We start from the raw sequence: 17539 nt of genomic DNA, 5'->3' as shown, positions 1-17539 counted from the left end.
CCCATCGTGGGGAAGAGCGGGTCGCCGACGCCCTTGGCGCCCGCCACCGGGGCGTCCGCGGTGCGGACGGCCGTCCCGGCGGGCGCGCAGCCCGCGCAGAGGGCCAGCAGGAGGGCGCAGACGGGGAGGGTGGGGCGGCGCACGGGGCGGCTCCTCAAGATCGCCGGGACCCCCCGGTGCATCGTCGCAGATGTGCCCGCGGAGAGTGCGGATTGCACGTGCGCGCGATCGCCGCCCACTCCCCTCTGAGCTGCAATTCACCACATCTGGTGATTCCTTGGCCTTGAGTTGCGGATCGCGACTCTGGGTTGCCAAGCTGTTGCGGACCGTCAACCTTGGGAGTGGACGTGGCTTTCGGTGACCAGCCCGCATACCTTCGCGTCGCCGGGGATCTCCGACAGAAGATCGTCGCCGGGGAGTTGCCGCCGCACACCCGGCTCCCCTCCCAGGCGCGCATCCGTGAGCAGTACGGCGTCTCCGACACCGTCGCCCTGGAGGCCCGCAAGGTCCTGATGGCGGAGGGGCTGGTGGAGGGCCGCTCCGGCTCCGGCACCTATGTGCGCGAGCGCCCCGAGCGCCGCCTCGTGGTGCGCACCGGCTACCGCTCGGTGGGCGAGTCCACCCCGTTCCGTCAGGAGCAGGCCGATCCGAAGGTCAAGGGCACCTGGGAGTCGCGCAGCGAGCAGGGCGCGGCGACGGCCGCCGTCGCGGAGCGGCTGAGAATCTCCGTCGGCGACAAGGTGATGCGCACCGACTACCTCTTCCGCTGCTCCGGCGAGCCCGCCATGCTCTCGACCTCCTGGGAGCCCCTCGCCCTCACGGGCCGGACGCCGGTGATGCTCCCCGAGGAGGGTCCGCTCGCCGGGCGCGGGGTCGTGGAGCGGATGGCCGCGATCGACCTGATCGTGGACAACGTCACCGAGGAGATCAGTGCCCGCCCCGGGCTGGCCCAGGAGGCGCTCGCCCTCGGCGGTGTGCCCGGCCACTGGGTGCTGGTGGTGGCCCGGACGTACTTCGCGGGCGGCTGCCCGGTCGAGACGGCGGACGTGGTGATGCTCGCCGAGCGGCACCGGGTCGCCTATCACCTGCCGGTGAAGTAGCCGTGGCGCCCGGATGAACGGGTGTGACGGCCGCGTGAACTGACTGGCGAGTCAGGACCGAAGTCCGAAAGCAGCCCTTACCACCCATCCCTACCCGAGGGTAGGAACTGTGCGGTATGTCCGGCTTTCGCTCGCTATGAGACCCCCTTTCCTTGTGTTGCAAAACTCACATAGCCCCTGGTCAGGGGCTTTTGGCGGAACCAACTCGGCCAAATCGCTCGTACGATGGCGCGGTTTGTGTCTGCCATGAAGGAGTAGAAAGCAAAGGAGGACCGGGGCGTTGAGTACCGAACAGGGGTCTCACTCCAATTACCGCCGGACTCTCGGTCCGGTGGCCCTGACGGCCGTCGGCCTCGGGTCGATCATTGGCTCGGGCTGGCTCTTCGGCGCCCAGCGGGCCGCCGGCATTGCCGGCCCTGCGGCGATCCTCGCGTGGGTCATCGGCGCCGTCGTCGCCCTGACCATCGCGCTGACCTACAGCGAGCTGGGGGCGATGTTCCCCAAGGCCGGCGGCATGGTCCGCTACGGCCAGTACTCGCACGGCTCGCTGGCCGGCTATCTCGCCGCCTGGGCCAACTGGATCGCGATCGTCTCCGTCATCCCGGGTGAGGCGACCGCTTCCGTCCAGTACATGAGCTCCTGGAAGTGGCAGTGGGCCAAGGACCTCTTCGACGGCAAGGAGCTCACACGGCACCGGTGTGGCTCTCGCCAGCGTCCTGCTGGTCTTCTACTTCTTCCTCAACTGGTTCGCGATCACCCTGTTCGCCAAGACCAACAACGCGATCACCATCTTCAAGGTCGTCGTCCCGGTCCTGACCGCGGGCGCCCTGATGTGGTCGCACTTCGACACCCACAACATCGAGGTGTCCGGCGGCTTCGCGCCCAACGGCTGGAGCGCGGTGTTCACGGCGGTGGCCACCTCCGGCATCGTCTGGGCCTACAACGGCTTCCAGTCCCCGCTGAACATGGCCGGTGAGGCCCGCAACCCGGGCAAGTCGCTGCCCAAGGCCGTCATCGGCTCCATCCTGATCGCGCTGGTCATCTACATCGCGCTGCAGGTCGCCTTCCTGATGGCCGTCCCCTCTGCCGACCTCTCCGACGGCTGGAGCGCCCTCACCTACAAGTCCCCGCTGGCCGACCTGGCCATCGCCTGGGGTCTGAACTGGCTGGCGATCGTCCTCTACGCGGACGCCTTCATCTCGCCCTCCGGCACCGGCATGATCTACGCCGCGACCACCTCGCGCATGATCCACGGCGTCCAGGAGAACGGCCACCTGCCGGGCATCTTCGGCAAGGTCGACCCGAAGACCGGCGTTCCGCGCCCGGCACTGCTGCTCAACCTCGTCGTCGCGTTCCTCTTCCTCGCGGTCTTCCGCGGCTGGGGCTCGCTCGCCGAGATCGTCTCGGTCGCGACCGTCATCTCGTACATCACCGGCCCCGTCGCCGTGATGTCGCTGCGCCGCATCGCCCCGGGCCTCAAGCGCCCGGTCAAGCTGCGCGCCATGCCCGTCATCGCGCCCGTCGCGATGATCTTCGGCTCGCTCGTCCTCTACTGGGGCAAGTGGCCGCTCACCGGCAAGGTCATCCTGATCATGGCGGTCGGCCTGCCGATCTGGGCCTGGTACGAGCTGCGCAAGCCGTGGGCCGAGCTCAAGCCGCACCTCAAGGCCGGCGCCTGGGTGGTGGCGTACCTGCTGGTCATGGCCTTCGTCTCGTGGGCCGGCGGCACCGAGTTCGGCGGCAAGGGCTACCTGGCCGAGGGGTGGGACCTGCTGGTCGTCGCCCTGATCGGTCTGGCCTTCTACTTCTGGGGTGTGCGCAGCGCCTGGCGCAACCCGACGCTGGTCGCCACCGAGCAGGAGATGGCGGCCATGGAGGCCGACGAGATGCCCGAGGCGGAGCCGGTCAAGGCGAAGTAATGCACATGCGTGGCCGAATGCGTACCTCTTCGTGAAAACCCGTATCCGCTGCGTAAAGGTCGGGCGTACGCTCGGGCATATGCGGACTGCGGTTTCTTCACGAGAGGTGCCACGGCGGAAGGGCAGGGGCGATGGGTGACAACGAACCGCTCCTGCCCTGGCTCGTGATCCGCCAGGACGACAACGGCAATCGCTACCGCGTGGGCCGGTACGCCACCAGAACCGAAGCGGAACGGGTGGCGGACCGGCTCGACGCGTCCGGTCACCAACCCGGTCACCAACAGCTCTACACGGTCGAGCGGGTGCGGGTGGCACCCTGAGTCCACCCCTGGTCCCGGTCCCAGGCCCGGCCCCTGATCCCCGCCGTCATCCGACTGCGGGCACCGGCGATACGTCAACCCCCATACCGGGTATGTGCTGATTATTAGCCCCAAGCCGGGCAATCCGGTGGGGTCGCGCAGCGGTCTGGGAAGTGGTCGGCGTGAGCGACAGCGCACTGGCATCGACGCCGGGATTCGCCGAATGGAGCTTCCCCGCCGAGGCCGGCGCGGTGCGCACCGCCCGTACCCTCGTCCGCGACACGCTGCACGAATGGGGACTCGACGACGTCCATCGACGTGACGGTCCTGCTCGTGAGCGAGCTCGTCACCAACTCCCTGCGGCACGCCACCGGCCCCATCGGCGTACGGATGTACCCTCGCGCCGGGCACGTGCTCCAGGTCGAGGTCTCCGACCCGCTTCCCGACCCGCCCCGTGAACGGACCGCCGCCTCCGACGACGAGGGCGGCCGCGGACTCCAGCTCGTCGCCCTGGCCTCCCGCCGCTGGGGAACCCTGCACGGCGACAACGGCAAGACGGTCTGGTTCGAACTGAGCTTGCCAACCCGCTAAGCAGGGGAGGACACATAGCGGGTTGAGACCGTGCTGTGATCGTGAAGTCCGTGTTCCGAGGGGCTCCGGTGCTGGATACTCGGCCTTCTGATGCCGGTGCGAGCACATGAGCCGGAGGGGACGGGCACGTGAGCGAAAAGCCAGCGGGCGCTGCGGCGGGCAGCCCAGAGGGTACGGACACCACGTCGATGTGGCAGAACAGCCCGCCCGGTTCCCTCTACGACTACATTCGCGTGGCGTCCTTCTCGCTGGGCCCCGACGGCCGGATCGAGCAGTGGAGCGAACGCGCCGCCGAGCTCTTCGGGATAACTCCGGGCCAGGCGTTGGGCAGGGATCCCCAGGACGTGTTCGCCGGCCCGCAGCAGGGGGTCCTCTTTTCGGGGGACGCGCTTCCCGGCCACGACCTTGACGGCCGGGCCTGGACGGGACTCGTCCCCTACCAGCGCGACGAACGGCAGCAGGGGCTGGCCGAGATCTATGTGATGCCCAGCCGCAACGAGCGCGGTGAACGCGCCGCGCTCTGCGTGGCCGTCGACGTCCGGGCGCTCCAGGGGATAGAGACCGACATCGCGGCCTCCGAAGCCGTTTTCGGCCAATCTCCCCTCGGATTCTTCTTCTTCGGCACGGATTTGCGGCTGCTCCGCGTCAACGAGAGCTTCGCCCAGGCCCTCGGCCGTCCCGTCGCCTGGCACCGCGGCCGCACCCCGCACGACTTCCTGCCGCGCTCCGAGGCCGAAAGGCTGACCCTCGCCCTGCGCCAGGTCCTGGACAGCGGACGGCCGGTGGCCGACCTCCAGCTCGTCGGGCCGGTGCCCGGCCGGACCGAGCGGCGCCGCTGGTCCGTCTCGCTCTACCGGCTGCACGGCGGCAGCGGACGGCCCATCGGTGTGGCCGCCATCGCCACCGACGTCACCGGCCGCCGCCGCGCCGAGCGCGAGGCCGCGGGCGTCCGGCGCAACCTGGCGCTGCTCAACGAGGCGAGCGCCCGCATCGGCACCTCCCTCGATCTGGAGACCACCGCGCGCGAACTGCTGGACGTGGCCGTGCCGCAGTTCTGCGACCTCGCCTCCGTCGACCTCTACCAGGGGCTCCTGGCCGGCGACGAGGCGCCGCCGGGCCTCGCCGACGGCAGCGCCGAGCTGCGCCGCGTGGCCTTCGCCAGCGCCGTATCCGGCGCGCCCGTCGCCCCCGACGTGTCCGACGCCTCCGACCCCTCCGGCGAGAAGGCCGTCCAGGTCGGCGAGGTGCACCGGTACGCCTTCCACTCCCCGTGCGCCGGCGCCCTGCGCACGGCCCAGCCGCAGGCCGTCCCCGGGGTGTCCGGGCAGTCCACCCTGGCCGTGCCGATGGTCGCCCGCGACACGGTCGTCGGGCTGGTGCAGTTCACCCGCACCCGGGGCAGCGAGCCCTTCGGCGAGCGCGACCGGGCCGTCGCGGTCGAGCTGGCCTCGCGGGCCGCGGTCTGCATCGACAACGCGCGCCTCTACCGGCGCGAGCACGAGCGCGCCCTGATCCTCCAGCGCAGCCTGCTGCCCCCGGTCGACCCCGAGGCCGCCGGACTGGAGATCGCCTGCCGCTACCTCCCGGGCAACGCCGCGACCGAGGTGGGCGGTGACTGGTTCGACGTCATCGAGCTCCCCGGCCACCGCACGGCCCTCGTCGTCGGCGACGTGATGGGCCGCGGCCTGCGGGCCGCCGTGGCCATGGGCGAACTGCGCACCGCCGTACGGACCCTGGCCATGCTCGACATGGAACCGGCCGAGGTGCTCTCCGCGCTCGACGAGATCGCCCACGGGCTCGGCCGGCCCGGCGGCAAGCAGTCCGCCTCGCGCGGCGTGCGGGGCAGCGTGCGCCCGGCCGACCTCTCCGAGGTGTACCTCGCGACGTGCGTCTACGCCGTCTACGACCCCGTCACCCGGCGGTGCACCGTCGCCAACGCCGGCCATCTGCCGCCCGTCCTCGTCGAGGAGGGACAGCCCGCCCGGCTGCTGGAGGTGCAGCCGGGCATGCCGCTCGGCGTGGGCGGCGAGCTCTTCGAGGAGACGGTGATCGAGCTGCCGGACGGGGCGCTGCTCGCCCTCTACACCGACGGCCTGGTCGAGTCCCGCGACCATCCGCTGGACGAGGGCCTCCAGGCGTTCCAGGACGCGCTCACGGACCCGGCGCGGCCGCTGGAGGACGTCTGCGACCACGTCCTCTCCGCCCTGGACACCCACCACGGCGAGGACGACATCGCCCTGCTGATGGCCCGGCTGCGCGGGCTCCCGTCGGGGCACGTCGGCGACTGGACGCTCCCGCCCGAGCCGCGCTCGGTCGCCCGCGCGCGCGAGCTGGCCCGCGAACTGCTCCCGCAGTGGGGGCTGGAGGCCCTGGTCGACACCACCGAGCTGCTCGTGAGCGAGCTGGTGACGAACGCGCTGCGGTACGGCGAGGGCGACATCCGGCTGCGGCTGCTGCTGGACCGGACGCTGGTCTGCGAGGTCTGGGACGGCGGATCCGTGCAGCCGCGGCGGCGACGGGCGCGGGACACGGACGAGGGCGGGCGCGGGCTGCAGCTGGTGGGGCTGCTCAGCGCGGCGTGGGGGAGCCGGAGGATTCCGGACGGGAAGACGGTGTGGTTCGAACTGGCGCTGCCGGATGGGGAGTCGGGGGCGCCCGATGCGGTGGAGGCTCTGATGAGCCTCTATTGAGGGGGGTTTTGCCCCGGTCCCGCCCTTTCACCGTTTCCGCAGCAGCACGCTGCGCGCGCTGTCCTCAAGCGCCGGACGGGCTGATTTTTAGCCCGTCCGGTGCTTGAGGACAAACCCGCGCGGAGCGCGGCGAGAAACGGTGAAAGGGCGGGACAGGGGCTCAATCCCCCCGCGCCGCCAGGCGCCCGCGCGTCGCACCCCCGCCGAACGTCGCCGGCAACAGACCCGCCAGCACGATGCCCCCGAGAAGCGCACCCCCCCAACGCCCGCGTCGGCGGCTCCGCCGGCCCCTCGTACGCCCCCACATCCCGCTCCGCCAGCCGTCGCGCCGCGCGGGCCAGCGTCTCCGCGCGCTCCGCGTCCGCCGCCGCGGACGGCGGGAGCGAGCCGTCCGGGGGCCGGGCCAGGGACAGGAGGCGTTCGGCCTCGGTCAGCCGGGTCCGGGCCCGGCTGCCCACCGCGCCGCGGTGGGTGGCGACGAAGTCCCGCGCCCCGGCGACCTCCCCCCGCGCCGCGAGCACCGCGCGCCCGGCCCGCGCCCGGGCCCGGGCGGGGCGGCCGGGATCCGTGTCCGGGCACGACTCGTCCAGGGCGGCCGCCGCCTCGTCGATCCGCCGCAGCACCGCCCGCGGGTCGATCCGTTCGCACGCGGCCTCCCGCCGCGCCGCGGAGAGCAGCCGCGCCCCGGGACCGGTGGCGACCGCGGCCGCCGTCTCGGCGTCCACCAGCGCGGAGGCCAGCCGCCGCGCCGCACCGCCCAGTTCGTACGCGTGCCGCAGCGCCGCCGTCGCCAGGGTGCGGGCCTGGGACAGCGCGCCCTCGGCCGCGCGGACCGAGACCGCGGCCCGGTCCGGCTCGCCCGCCGCGAGCGCGACGTGCGCCTCGGCGAGGGCGGCCTCCGCGAAGGCCAGCCGGTCGCGGGCCTCCTCGGGGTACCCCTCGGCGGGGGCCAGCGACGCGGGGGTGCAGCGGCCGGCGACCGCCGCGAGCGCGTACTGCGCCGTGTCGATGCGCGGCGCCAGGGACCGGGCGGCGGCCTCGGCGCGGTCGAGCACCAGCGCCGCGTGGGCCGTGAGGTCGCGCAGCCGGTCGAAGGCCGCCGCCTCCGCGTCCAGCCGCCGGTTGGCGCTGGTGCAGCGGGAGCAGATCTCGTCGAGGGCGTGCCGGCGGAAGTCGTCGTCGCGCACGGGCGCGTCGTCCAGCCGCTGCCGCAGCCGGAACGCGTCGGCGAGCTCCGCCCGGGCGTAGGCGACGGCCTCGGCGAACGGCCGCACCGCGTCCTCGCCGAGCTGGGCGAGGGCGAACGGGAGCTCCTCCGCGCTGGTGCGCACCGCGTCGTCCGTTCCGACGAGCCGGGCGTCGGCCTCGGCGTCCAGCTCGGGCAGCGGGGTGAGCGGCTGCGCCATGCGGGCCAGCCCCGGCGGGGTGGTGGTGGCCACCAGCGGCGGGTCCGGGGGCGGAGGAGCGGGCCGGCGGCGCGCCCGCCGCCCGCGCAGGTAGAGGCCGGCCAGGATCAGCAGCGTCCCGCAGACCACGGGGATCCAGAACCGCCGGTCGCCGGGGAGCAGCCCGCTGCCGCCGGGGTCGGTGCGGCCGGGGACGATGACGGGCGCGCGTACGGGCTGTCCCGCCAGGACGGAGCGGTAGCCGTCGGCGGCGCCGATCGCGGCCCCGGCCCAGTCGTGCTCCTTGAGCGCGGGCCCGATGGCGACCGAGGCGACCTGCGCCAGCTGCTCGGCGCGGAAGCCCGAGTCCTGGGCGGCGGAGACGGCGAACTGCCGCGGGTAGGTGGCGATGGCGAGCAGGACGTCGTGCGGGCCGAGACCGTTGCGGTCGGCCGTGGCGTCGGCCCAGTCGTGCGCGGCGCGTCCGGAGAAGTCGCGGACGTAGGTGACGTACAGCTGGATGCGCTGGGCGGCCAGCCGGGCGAGGGCGGCCTCGACCTGGGAGCGGCGGCGGCCGAGGGCACCGACGGTGTCGGTGACGCGGCCGCCCGCGTCCAGATCGAGCGGGGTCTCCGCGCGGGCGGCGGGCGGTGCCGGGAGCAGCAGCGCGCACAGCACGAAGAGGGCGCCGAGCAGGGCCCACCCCGGCGCCCCGGGCCCGTACCGACTCAGAAGCCGCGTCACACTTCGGAGCGTATGACCGGTTTGTCAAAGTCGCTACCCGGAGCTCGTGTGGTATTACGCTCCGTGTTCCGCGCCCCGGCGGCGGATCTTGCTCCCCAGCCAGACCAGCGGGTCGTACGAGCGGTCCACGACCCGCTCCTTCAGCGGGATCAGGGCGTTGTCGGTGATCTTGATGTGCTCGGGGCAGACCTCCGTGCAGCACTTGGTGATGTTGCAGTAGCCGAGCCCGTGGTTCTCGCGGGCCGCCGCCTTGCGGTCCACGCCCGCCTCGGCGGCCGCGTCCAGCGGGTGCATGTCCAGCTCGGCCACCCGCATCAGGAAGCGCGGACCGGCGAAGGCCGTCTTGTTCTCCTCGTGGTCACGCACCACGTGACAGGTGTCCTGGCACAGGAAGCACTCGATGCACTTGCGGAACTCCTGGACGCGGTCCACGTCCTGCTGCTTCATCCGGTACTCGCCCGGCTCCAGCTCCGCCGGCGGCGCGAACGCGGCCACCTCGCGCGCCTTGGCGTAGTTGTACGAGACGTCCGTGACCAGGTCCCGGACGACGGGGAAGGCCCGCATCGGGGTCACCGTGACCGTCTCGGCCGGGTCGAAGACGGACATCCGGGTCATGCACATCAGCCGCGGGCGGCCGTTGATCTCCGCGCTGCACGAACCGCACTTGCCCGCCTTGCAGTTCCAGCGGACGGCCAGGTCCGGGGCGGCGGTGGCCTGGAGCCGGTGGATGACGTCGAGGACGACCTCGCCCTCGTTGACGGTGACCTCGTAGTCGCCGAGGCCGCCCCCGTCCGCGTCACCCCGCCACACCTTGAAGTGCGCCTGATAACTCATCGGGTGAGCTCCTCGTCCGTCAGGTACTTCTTCAGCTCGTCCTTCTCGAAAAGCTCCAGCAGGTCGGGGCGCATCGGCGGGGCCTCCTGCCGCTCCAGCCGGATGCGGCCGAGCGCCGGGTCCTCGACGGCCGGTTCCGTGCTGTCGTCGGCCAGCCGGCACACCAGGTTGACCTGCCGCCACCGCCGGTCCATCCCCGGATGGTCGTCGCGGGTGTGCCCGCCCCGGCTCTCGGACCGCTCCAGCGCGGCGCGCGCCACGCACTCGCTGACCAGCAGCATGTTGCGCAGGTCCAGGGACAGGTGCCAGCCCGGGTTGAACTGCCGGTGCCCCTCGACCGCCGCCCTGCGGGCCCGGGCCCGCAGGGCGGACAGCCGGCGCAGGGCCTCCTCCATCTCGGGCGCCCGGCGGATGATGCCGACCAGGTCGTTCATCGACTGCTGGAGCTCCTGGTGGAGGGTGTACGGGTTCTCCGCGTCCCCCGTCTCCTCGGCGCCGAACGGACGGAGTGCCTCCGCCTCCGCCGACGCGATGTCCGCGTCCGAGACCTCCGGCCGCTCCGCCGGGCCGAGCTCCGCCGCGTACCGCGCCGCGTACAGGCCCGCGCGCCGCCCGAACACCAGGAGATCCGAGAGGGAGTTGCCGCCGAGCCGGTTGGAGCCGTGCAGCCCGCCCGCCACCTCGCCGGCCGCGAACAGGCCCTGCACCCCGACCGCCGCGGCGGTGTCCGGCTCCACCTCGACGCCGCCCATCACGTAGTGGCAGGTGGGGCCGACCTCCATTGCCTCGGCGGTGATGTCGACGTCCGCCAGTTCCTTGAACTGGTGGTGCATGGAGGGGAGTTTGCGCCGGATGACGTCCGCGGGCATCCGGGTCGACACGTCCAGGAACACCCCGCCGTGCGGCGAGCCGCGGCCCGCCTTGACCTCGGCGTTGATGGCCCGGGCGACCTCGTCGCGCGGAAGCAGCTCCGGCGGGCGGCGGTTGTCGTCCGGGTCGGTGTACCAGCGGTCGCCCTCGGCCTCCGTCTCGGCGTACTTCTCCTTGAAGACCTCGGGGACGTACTCGAACATGAACCGCTTGCCGTCGCTGTTGCGCAGCACGCCGCCGTCGCCGCGCACCGACTCGGTGACGAGGATGCCCTTGACGGACGGCGGCCAGACCATGCCCGTGGGGTGGAACTGGACGAACTCCATGTTGACGAGCCGGGCCCCGGCCAGCAGCGCCAGCGCGTGCCCGTCGCCGGTGTACTCCCAGGAGTTGGAGGTCACCTTGAAGGACTTGCCGATGCCCCCGGTCGCCAGCACCACCGCCGGGGACTCCAGGACGAAGAACCGTCCCGACTCCCGTTCGTAGCCGAAGACGCCCGAGACCCGCCCGCCCGGCCCGGGGCGGTTCTTCAGCACCCGGGTGACCGTGCACTCCTGGAAGACCTTGAGCCGGGCCTCGTAGTCCCCGAACTCCCGCTGGTCCTCCTGCTGGAGGGCGACGACCTTCTGCTGGAGCGTGCGGATCAGCTCCAGGCCGGTGCGGTCGCCGACGTGCGCCAGCCGCGGGTACTCGTGCCCGCCGAAGTTGCGCTGCGAGATCCGCCCGTCCGGAGTGCGGTCGAAGACCGCCCCCCAGGTCTCCAGCTCCCACACGCGCTGCGGGGCCTCGCGGGCGAGGAGTTCGGCCATCCGCCAGTTGTTGAGGAACTTGCCTCCGCGGAGCGTGTCGCGGAAGTGCACCTGCCAGTTGTCGTGCGCGTTCACGTTGCCCATGCAGGCCGCGATGCCGCCCTCGGCCATGACCGTGTGCGCCTTGCCGAACAGCGACTTGCAGATCACAGCGCAGCGCAGCCCCTGTTCGCGGGCCTCGATCGCGGCCCGCAGCCCGGCGCCCCCCGCGCCCACCACGACCACGTCCCAGGACTGCCGGTCCACCCGTGTCATCGAAACGTCTCCCCTAGAAGAAGCTCGGGTCGTCGAACACGCCGCCCGCGACCAGGTACACGTACAGGTCGGCCAGCGCCACGCTCACCAGCGAGGCCCAGGCGAGCGCCATGTGGCGGGCGTTGAGCCGGCCCACCCAGGTCCACATGCGGTAGCGGACGGGGTGCCGGGAGAAGGTGCGCAGACGTCCGCCGACGATGTGCCGGCACGAGTGGCAGGAGAGCGTGTACGCCCAGATCAGCACGGCGTTGGCGACGAGGACGAGGGTGCCCAGGCCCATGTGGCCCCACTCCTCGTGCTCGTTGCGGAAGCCGACGACCGCGTCGTAGGTGAGGACGGCCGCCACGAGCACCGCCGCGTAGAAGAAGTAGCGGTGGATGTTCTGCAGGATCAGCGGGAAGCGGGTCTCGCCGCTGTACTTCTTGTGCGGCTCGGCGACCGCGCAGGCCGGGGCGAGGCCCAGAAGCCCCGGTAGTAGGCCTTGCGGTAGTAGTAGCAGGTCAGCCGGAAGCCCAGCGGGAAGATCAGCACCAGCAGGGCGGGGGAGATGGCCCACCAGTCGCCGAACAGCCCCCAGGAGGCGCCCTCCTTCATCGGGACGCAGCGGGTGGCGAAGCACGGCGAGTAGAACGGCGAGACGTAGGGCGCCGCGTAGTAGCGCTCGTCCGCGAAGGCCCGCCAGGTGGCGTAGACGACGAAGATCAGCAGCCCGGTGGTGGTGGCGGCGGGCGCCAGCCACCAGCGGTCGCGGCGCAGATGGCGGGCCGGGATCGCGGCCCGCGAGGGGTGGTGGGACGCCGCCGCCCGCCGCGGGGGGCGGGGGCGGCCGGTCGGGGATCGGAGCCGGCGGACGGCCGGGGACCGGTGCCGGTTGACGGATCGGTGCCAGTTGACAAGGGGGACTCCGGGAGGAGCGGGGGGTAGGGGTGGCGGGATGCCGGACGGCCGCTAGGGGGCGCGGCGGTCCCGGGAGCCGATCCCCTCCTCGTCGGCGTCCCGCCACAGCGAGGCGTCGTACGGGGTGTCGGGGATCGTCACCATGGCCGGACGGGGACGCTCCGGTGGCTGGGTCTCGCGCAACAGCGAGAAGCTGTCGCGCAGATGACCGGCGTCGGAGCGCATCCGCCGCAGCTCCGGACCGTCGCTGCCCAGCTGTCGCTCCAGCCGCCCGAGGGCCCGGTCGAGTTCGCCCAGGCAGCGCTGAACAGCAGTCAAATCGTCGTTCAGGGACACGGTTTGCCCTCACTTCCGCGATCGGCGGTTGCGGGTGGCGACGGTGATGCGACAGAGAGTGTCGCGCGTCACACCCCTTCAGGGGAAGATAGCCGCCCCGATTGCACCTTCGCGGGAGCGCATTCCTCGCGCGGCCTGCCGCTGCTCAAACGTTCGTCCAGGTGGGTGGCGTGCGGGTCGGCGGCGTCGTGTCGGCACGTCTTCGCCCGGGCCGTCGCCTTCAGTGGGCGGAGAAGATCGGATCAGCCGCGCAATGCGCCGACCGAGCGATTGGGGCGGCCGGGCGATCCGAAGGATCCGGCCCCGTACGGCGGAGGTTGTCACCCATGTCCATCCGCACGCCCTCGCGCTCGCGCCGTCCCGCCGCCCTGCTCGTCGCGGGGCTCCTGCTCCCGCTGCCCGTCCTGGCCGGCTGCGGCGGGGACAGCACCGCCGGGGGCGGGCTGTCGGACGCCACCCAGGACATCGCGGCCGCCCCCCGGTCGAAGGTCGCCGACAAGGGCGCCCTGACCTGGGCCGTCGACGCGCTGCCGGCCACCTACAACGTCTTCCAGTCGGACGCCGACGCCACCTCGCAGCGGGTGGCCGCCGCCGTGCTGCCCACCCTGTTCACCCTGGATGTCCACGGCCGCCCGCAGCGCAACGCCGACTACCTGACCTCCGCCGACGTCGTGCAGCGCGAGCCGAAGCAGGCCGTGCTCTACCGCCTGAACCCGCGCGCGGTGTGGAGCGACGGCACGCCCGTCACCGCGGCCGACTTCGAGGCCCAGTGGAAGGCCCTGCGCGGCAAGGACAGCGCATTCTGGACGGCGGGGAACGCCGGATACGACCGGATCGAGCGGGTCGAGCGCGGCGCCGACGCCCACGAGGTCAAGGTCACCTTCGCGAAGCCCTACGCCGACTGGGCCGGCCTCTTCACCCCGCTCTACCCCCGGGCGGCGATGGGCACCGGGAACGCCTTCAACGACTCGATGCGCAAGGGCCTGGCGTTCTCGGCGGGCCCGTTCCAGGTGGCCGAGCGCAACGACGCCCAGGGCACGCTGGCGCTCGTCCGCAACCCCCGGTGGTGGGGCGACCGGGCCAAGCTCGACCGGCTGGTGCTGCGCGCCGTGCCGCGCGACGAGCGGGCCGCCGCGCTGGCGGGCGGCGGGCTCGACGTCGCCGAGATCGCCCCCGCCGCGGCCGAGCGGATCGCCCGGGCCAACGAGCCGCCCCGGCACAAGGGCGACGACGCGAACAAGCCCGCCGCGGCCGCCGCACCCGCACCGGCCGCCGGTCCGGACGCCGGCCTGCGGGGCCTGGCCGTGCACCGCGCGCTGGAGCCCGCCTACACCCAGCTGGCGCTGAACGGCGCCGCCGGGCCGCTCTCCGACGAGCGGGTACGGCGGGCCGTGGCCCGGGCGATCGACCGCACGGAGCTCGCCCGGTTCGTCCTGGCCCCCCTGGGCCTGCCCGCCGACCCGCTCGGCAGCCACGTCCTCGTCGCCGGGCAGCCGGGCTACGAGGACAACAGCGACGCCCTCGGCTCCCCCGACCCCGGGGCGGCCCGGGACCTGCTGGCCGACGCGGGCTGGAAGGAGGGCAAGGGCGAGCCGCCGCGGCGCAGGCCGGCCCAGGCGGCCCCGGAGCCGCAGCGGCCGGGGCGCCCGGACGACAAGGCCGAGCTCCGGCCGCCGGAGGAGACGCCGGAGTTCGGCGGCGACGGACAACTGCCCGACCAGCAGGGGCTCGACCCGCAGGGCGACGGCAAGAGCGCCCGGGACGCGGGCGGGGGCAAGGGCGGCCTCGCCCCGGTCCGCTTCAAGGACGGCAAGAAGCTGGCCCTCCGTTTCGTCCTGCCGAAGGGGGCGGGAGCCGAGCCGCTGCGGGAGGTCGGGGCGCGGATCGCCCGGCGGCTCGACGCGGTGGGCGTCCGCACGGAGATCGTGAAGGTCGAGGACGCGGGCTTCTTCAAGGACCACGTCGCCTCCGGCGACTTCGACCTGGCCCTCTACTCCTGGCCCGCCAGCGCCTTCCCCGCGACCGACGCCCGGCCGATCTTCGCCAAGCCGCAGCCGGCGGCGGACGGATCGCTCCAGGTCGAGCAGAACTACACCCGGGTCGGCACCGACCAGATCGACCGGCTTTTCGACCAGGCCTCCACGGAGCTGGACGCGGACGCCGCCCGCGACCTCGTGCTGCGGGCGGACGCGCGGATCTGGGCGGCGGCCGCGGCGATTCCGCTGTACCAGCGGCCGGAGCTGGTCGCGACGCGGCGGTCGGTCGCGAACGCGGGGGCGTTCGGGCTGGCGAGCCCGCGGTATCAGGATGTGGGGTTCCTGCGGTGAGCGGGGCCCTGCGGGGCCGGGTCCGGGCCCCTCACACGGCGGAGCCGCGCATCCGTACCGTCGGGAAGGGGCGGGGTGGGGGCAAGAAACCGCAGGTCAGGGTGGACGTACACATCCCCGGGGGGCTCAATGCACCACTTCCCCGTACCATGGAGTGAGGCCGTGGCTTGATCCGCCCGGCAGGCCCGTGTACCGGACCGTACGCGAGGCCATCCACGATTCCGGGAGAAGCGCCGCAAGTGCCCACGCGCCACGACATTCGTAACGTCGCCATCGTCGCCCACGTCGACCACGGCAAGACGACCATCGTCGATGCCATGCTCAAGCAGGCCGGCGCCTTCGCCGCGCACCAGCTGGAGTCCGTCGACGACCGTGTCATGGACTCGAACGACCTGGAGCGTGAGAAGGGCATCACGATCCTCGCCAAGAACACGGCGGTGAAGTACCACCCCAAGGACGGCGGGGCCCCGATCACGATCAACATCATCGACACCCCCGGCCACGCCGACTTCGGTGGCGAGGTCGAGCGCGGTCTGTCGATGGTGGACGCGGTCGTGCTGCTCGTCGACGCCTCCGAGGGCCCGCTGCCGCAGACCCGCTTCGTGCTCCGCAAGGCGCTCCAGCAGCGGAAGCCGGTCATCCTCTGCATCAACAAGACGGACCGCCCGGACTCCCGCATCGACGAGGTCGTCAACGAGACGTACGACCTCTTCCTGGACCTGGACGCGGACGAGGACCAGATCGAGTTCCCGATCGTCTACGCCTGCGGCCGTGACGGCATCGCCTCGCTGACCAAGCCGGAGGACGGCACCGTCCCCGCGGACAGCACCAACCTGGAGCCGTTCTTCTCCACGATCCTGGAGCACGTCCCGGCCCCGGCGTTCGAGGAGGACGCGCCGCTCCAGGCCCACGTCACCAACCTCGACGCCGACAACTTCCTCGGCCGTATCGCGCTGCTCCGCGTCGAGCAGGGCGAGCTGCGCAAGGGCCAGACGGTCGCGTGGATCAAGCGTGACGGCTCGATCTCCAACGTCCGCATCACCGAGCTGATGATGACCGAGGCCCTCACCCGCAAGCCCGCCGAGGTGGCCGGCCCCGGTGACATCTGCGCCGTCGCCGGTATCCCCGACATCATGATCGGCGAGACCCTGGCCGACCCGGAGAACCCGGTCGCGCTGCCCCTGATCACCGTCGACGAGCCGGCGATCTCCATGACCATCGGCACCAACACCTCGCCGCTGGTCGGCCGTGGCGGCACCGGCAAGGGCGCGGACGCCAAGGCCGCGGTCAAGGACCGCAAGGTCACCGCCCGCCAGGTCAAGGACCGTCTGGACCGCGAGCTGGTCGGTAACGTCTCGCTCCGCGTCCTCGACACCGACCGCCCCGACGCCTGGGAGGTCCAGGGCCGTGGCGAGCTGGCGCTGGCCATCCTGGTCGAGCAGATGCGCCGCGAGGGCTTCGAGATGACCATCGGCAAGCCGCAGGTCGTCACCAAGCAGGTCGACGGCAAGACCTACGAGCCGGTCGAGCGCATCACCATCGACGTGCCCGAGGAGCACATGGGCGCGGTCACGCAGCTCATGGGCACCCGCAAGGGCCGCATGGACAACATGTCCAACCACGGCTCCGGCTGGGTCCGCATGGAGTTCGTCGTCCCGTCCCGTGGTCTGATCGGCTTCCGTACGGAGTTCCTGACGAACACCCGCGGCACCGGTATCGCCCACTCCATCCACGAGGGCCACGAGCCGTGGTTCGGCGAGCTGAAGACCCGTAACAACGGCTCCCTGGTCGCCGACCGCGCCGGTGCCGTCACCGCCTTCGCGATGACGAACCTCCAGGAGCGCGGCGTGCTCTTCACCGACCCGGGCACCGAGGTGTACGAGGGCATGATCGTCGGCGAGAACTCCCGCTCCGACGACATGGACGTCAACATCACCAAGGAGAAGAAGCTCACCAACATGCGCTCCTCCTCCGCCGACTCCTTCGAGGCGATCGTCCCGCCGCGCAAGCTGTCGCTGGAGCAGTCCCTGGAGTTCTGCCGCGACGACGAGTGCGTCGAGGTGACCCCGGAGGCGGTCCGCATCCGCAAGGTCGTCCTGGACCAGAAGGAGCGCGGCCGCACCGCGTCGCGCGCCAAGCACGGCTGATCCTCACCGGTCGCCTGAGGCCCGGTGTCCCCGTAACACGGCGGGGGCACCGGGCCTTTGCCATGCCTGTCCGGATAACGGACAGGCAGATCCGGATTCTTGGGTCATCGACCCGATTCGTTGCTGTCTGTCTGGGTCGTGTTTGTCCGGATTTCGGGCGCGTGTGGCTGATCGATGTGACCAAAGCGAAACCCTTTAAGTGTGGTTTACGGGGCGACGGTGCTCAATAGTGGGGCCATTAGCTCGGGTCAATGGGTCAACGCGCTGTGGGGAGTGCGCCGACTCACGAGCACACTCGGGGGTTCCGGTTCCTGTTGCGCTGTCAGGGGTGTCAGC

The 17539-nt window shown here is 72.2% G+C and carries 9 protein-coding genes and 3 pseudogenes; 7 read left to right on the top strand and 5 right to left on the bottom strand.

All coding sequences use genetic code 11. The features are described from left to right. The first annotated feature begins 347 nt into the window (after positions 1-347). The 5 genes and pseudogenes from ABD794_RS14500 to ABD794_RS14480 all read left to right on the top strand — a co-directional run bounded on the left by ABD794_RS14500 (position 348) and on the right by ABD794_RS14480 (position 6599). The gene (locus tag ABD794_RS14500) at positions 348-1100 is read left to right on the top strand and encodes a GntR family transcriptional regulator (RefSeq protein ID WP_344963650.1); all 753 of its coding nucleotides are present in this window, start codon (positions 348-350) and stop codon (positions 1098-1100) included. 280 nt (positions 1101-1380) lie between these two features. Beyond that, a pseudogene (locus tag ABD794_RS14495) lies at positions 1381-3019 on the top strand (APC family permease). A 131-nt stretch (positions 3020-3150) separates the two neighbouring features. Continuing rightward, entirely contained in the window at positions 3151-3339 is a 189-nt protein-coding gene (locus ABD794_RS14490; RefSeq protein WP_344963649.1) for an SPOR domain-containing protein, read from the top strand. A 152-nt stretch (positions 3340-3491) separates the two neighbouring features. Next, positions 3492-3909, top strand: a pseudogene (locus ABD794_RS14485) (ATP-binding protein). A 188-nt stretch (positions 3910-4097) separates the two neighbouring features. After that, positions 4098-6599 carry a SpoIIE family protein phosphatase gene (locus tag ABD794_RS14480; protein ID WP_344963648.1) on the top strand — a complete coding sequence of 834 codons (2502 nt, stop codon included), beginning with the start codon at positions 4098-4100 and terminating at the stop codon, positions 6597-6599. Here the strand turns inward: ABD794_RS14480 and ABD794_RS14475 are convergent. The 5 genes and pseudogenes from ABD794_RS14475 to ABD794_RS14455 form a co-directional block, all read right to left on the bottom strand. Then, positions 6593-8728 carry a TPM domain-containing protein gene (locus ABD794_RS14475; RefSeq protein ID WP_344963646.1) on the bottom strand — a complete coding sequence of 712 codons (2136 nt, stop codon included), beginning with the start codon at positions 8726-8728 and terminating at the stop codon, positions 6593-6595. The genes ABD794_RS14480 and ABD794_RS14475 overlap by 7 nt on opposite strands. 54 nt (positions 8729-8782) lie before the next feature. Then, positions 8783-9562, bottom strand: a complete 780-nt coding sequence (locus ABD794_RS14470) for a succinate dehydrogenase/fumarate reductase iron-sulfur subunit (RefSeq protein WP_344963644.1) — start codon at positions 9560-9562, stop codon at positions 8783-8785. After that, positions 9559-11496, bottom strand: coding sequence for a fumarate reductase/succinate dehydrogenase flavoprotein subunit (locus ABD794_RS14465; RefSeq protein ID WP_344963642.1), 1938 nt, complete (start codon positions 11494-11496; stop codon positions 9559-9561). Before ABD794_RS14465 ends, ABD794_RS14470 begins: the two co-directional genes overlap by 4 nt. A gap of 13 nt (positions 11497-11509) precedes the next feature. After that, positions 11510-12392: pseudogene (locus tag ABD794_RS14460) on the bottom strand (hypothetical protein). Positions 12393-12444: 52 nt separating this feature from the next. Beyond that, complete coding sequence (locus ABD794_RS14455; protein WP_199892727.1) at positions 12445-12729, bottom strand: hypothetical protein; 285 nt, start codon at positions 12727-12729, stop codon at positions 12445-12447. 326 nt (positions 12730-13055) lie between these two features. Between ABD794_RS14455 and ABD794_RS14450 the strand changes: the two genes are divergently transcribed. Then, complete coding sequence (locus tag ABD794_RS14450; protein ID WP_344963639.1) at positions 13056-15056, top strand: ABC transporter family substrate-binding protein; 2001 nt, start codon at positions 13056-13058, stop codon at positions 15054-15056. A gap of 239 nt (positions 15057-15295) precedes the next feature. Then, positions 15296-17203 (top strand): translational GTPase TypA, encoded by a 1908-nt coding sequence (gene typA / locus ABD794_RS14445; RefSeq protein ID WP_344963638.1) that lies wholly within the window; start codon positions 15296-15298, stop codon positions 17201-17203. Positions 17204-17539: the final 336 nt, after the last annotated feature.

Source organism: Streptomyces thioluteus (genome assembly GCF_039535865.1).
Note: the sequence above shows the minus strand (reverse complement) of the source record. Positions and strands in the feature narration are given on the sequence as shown.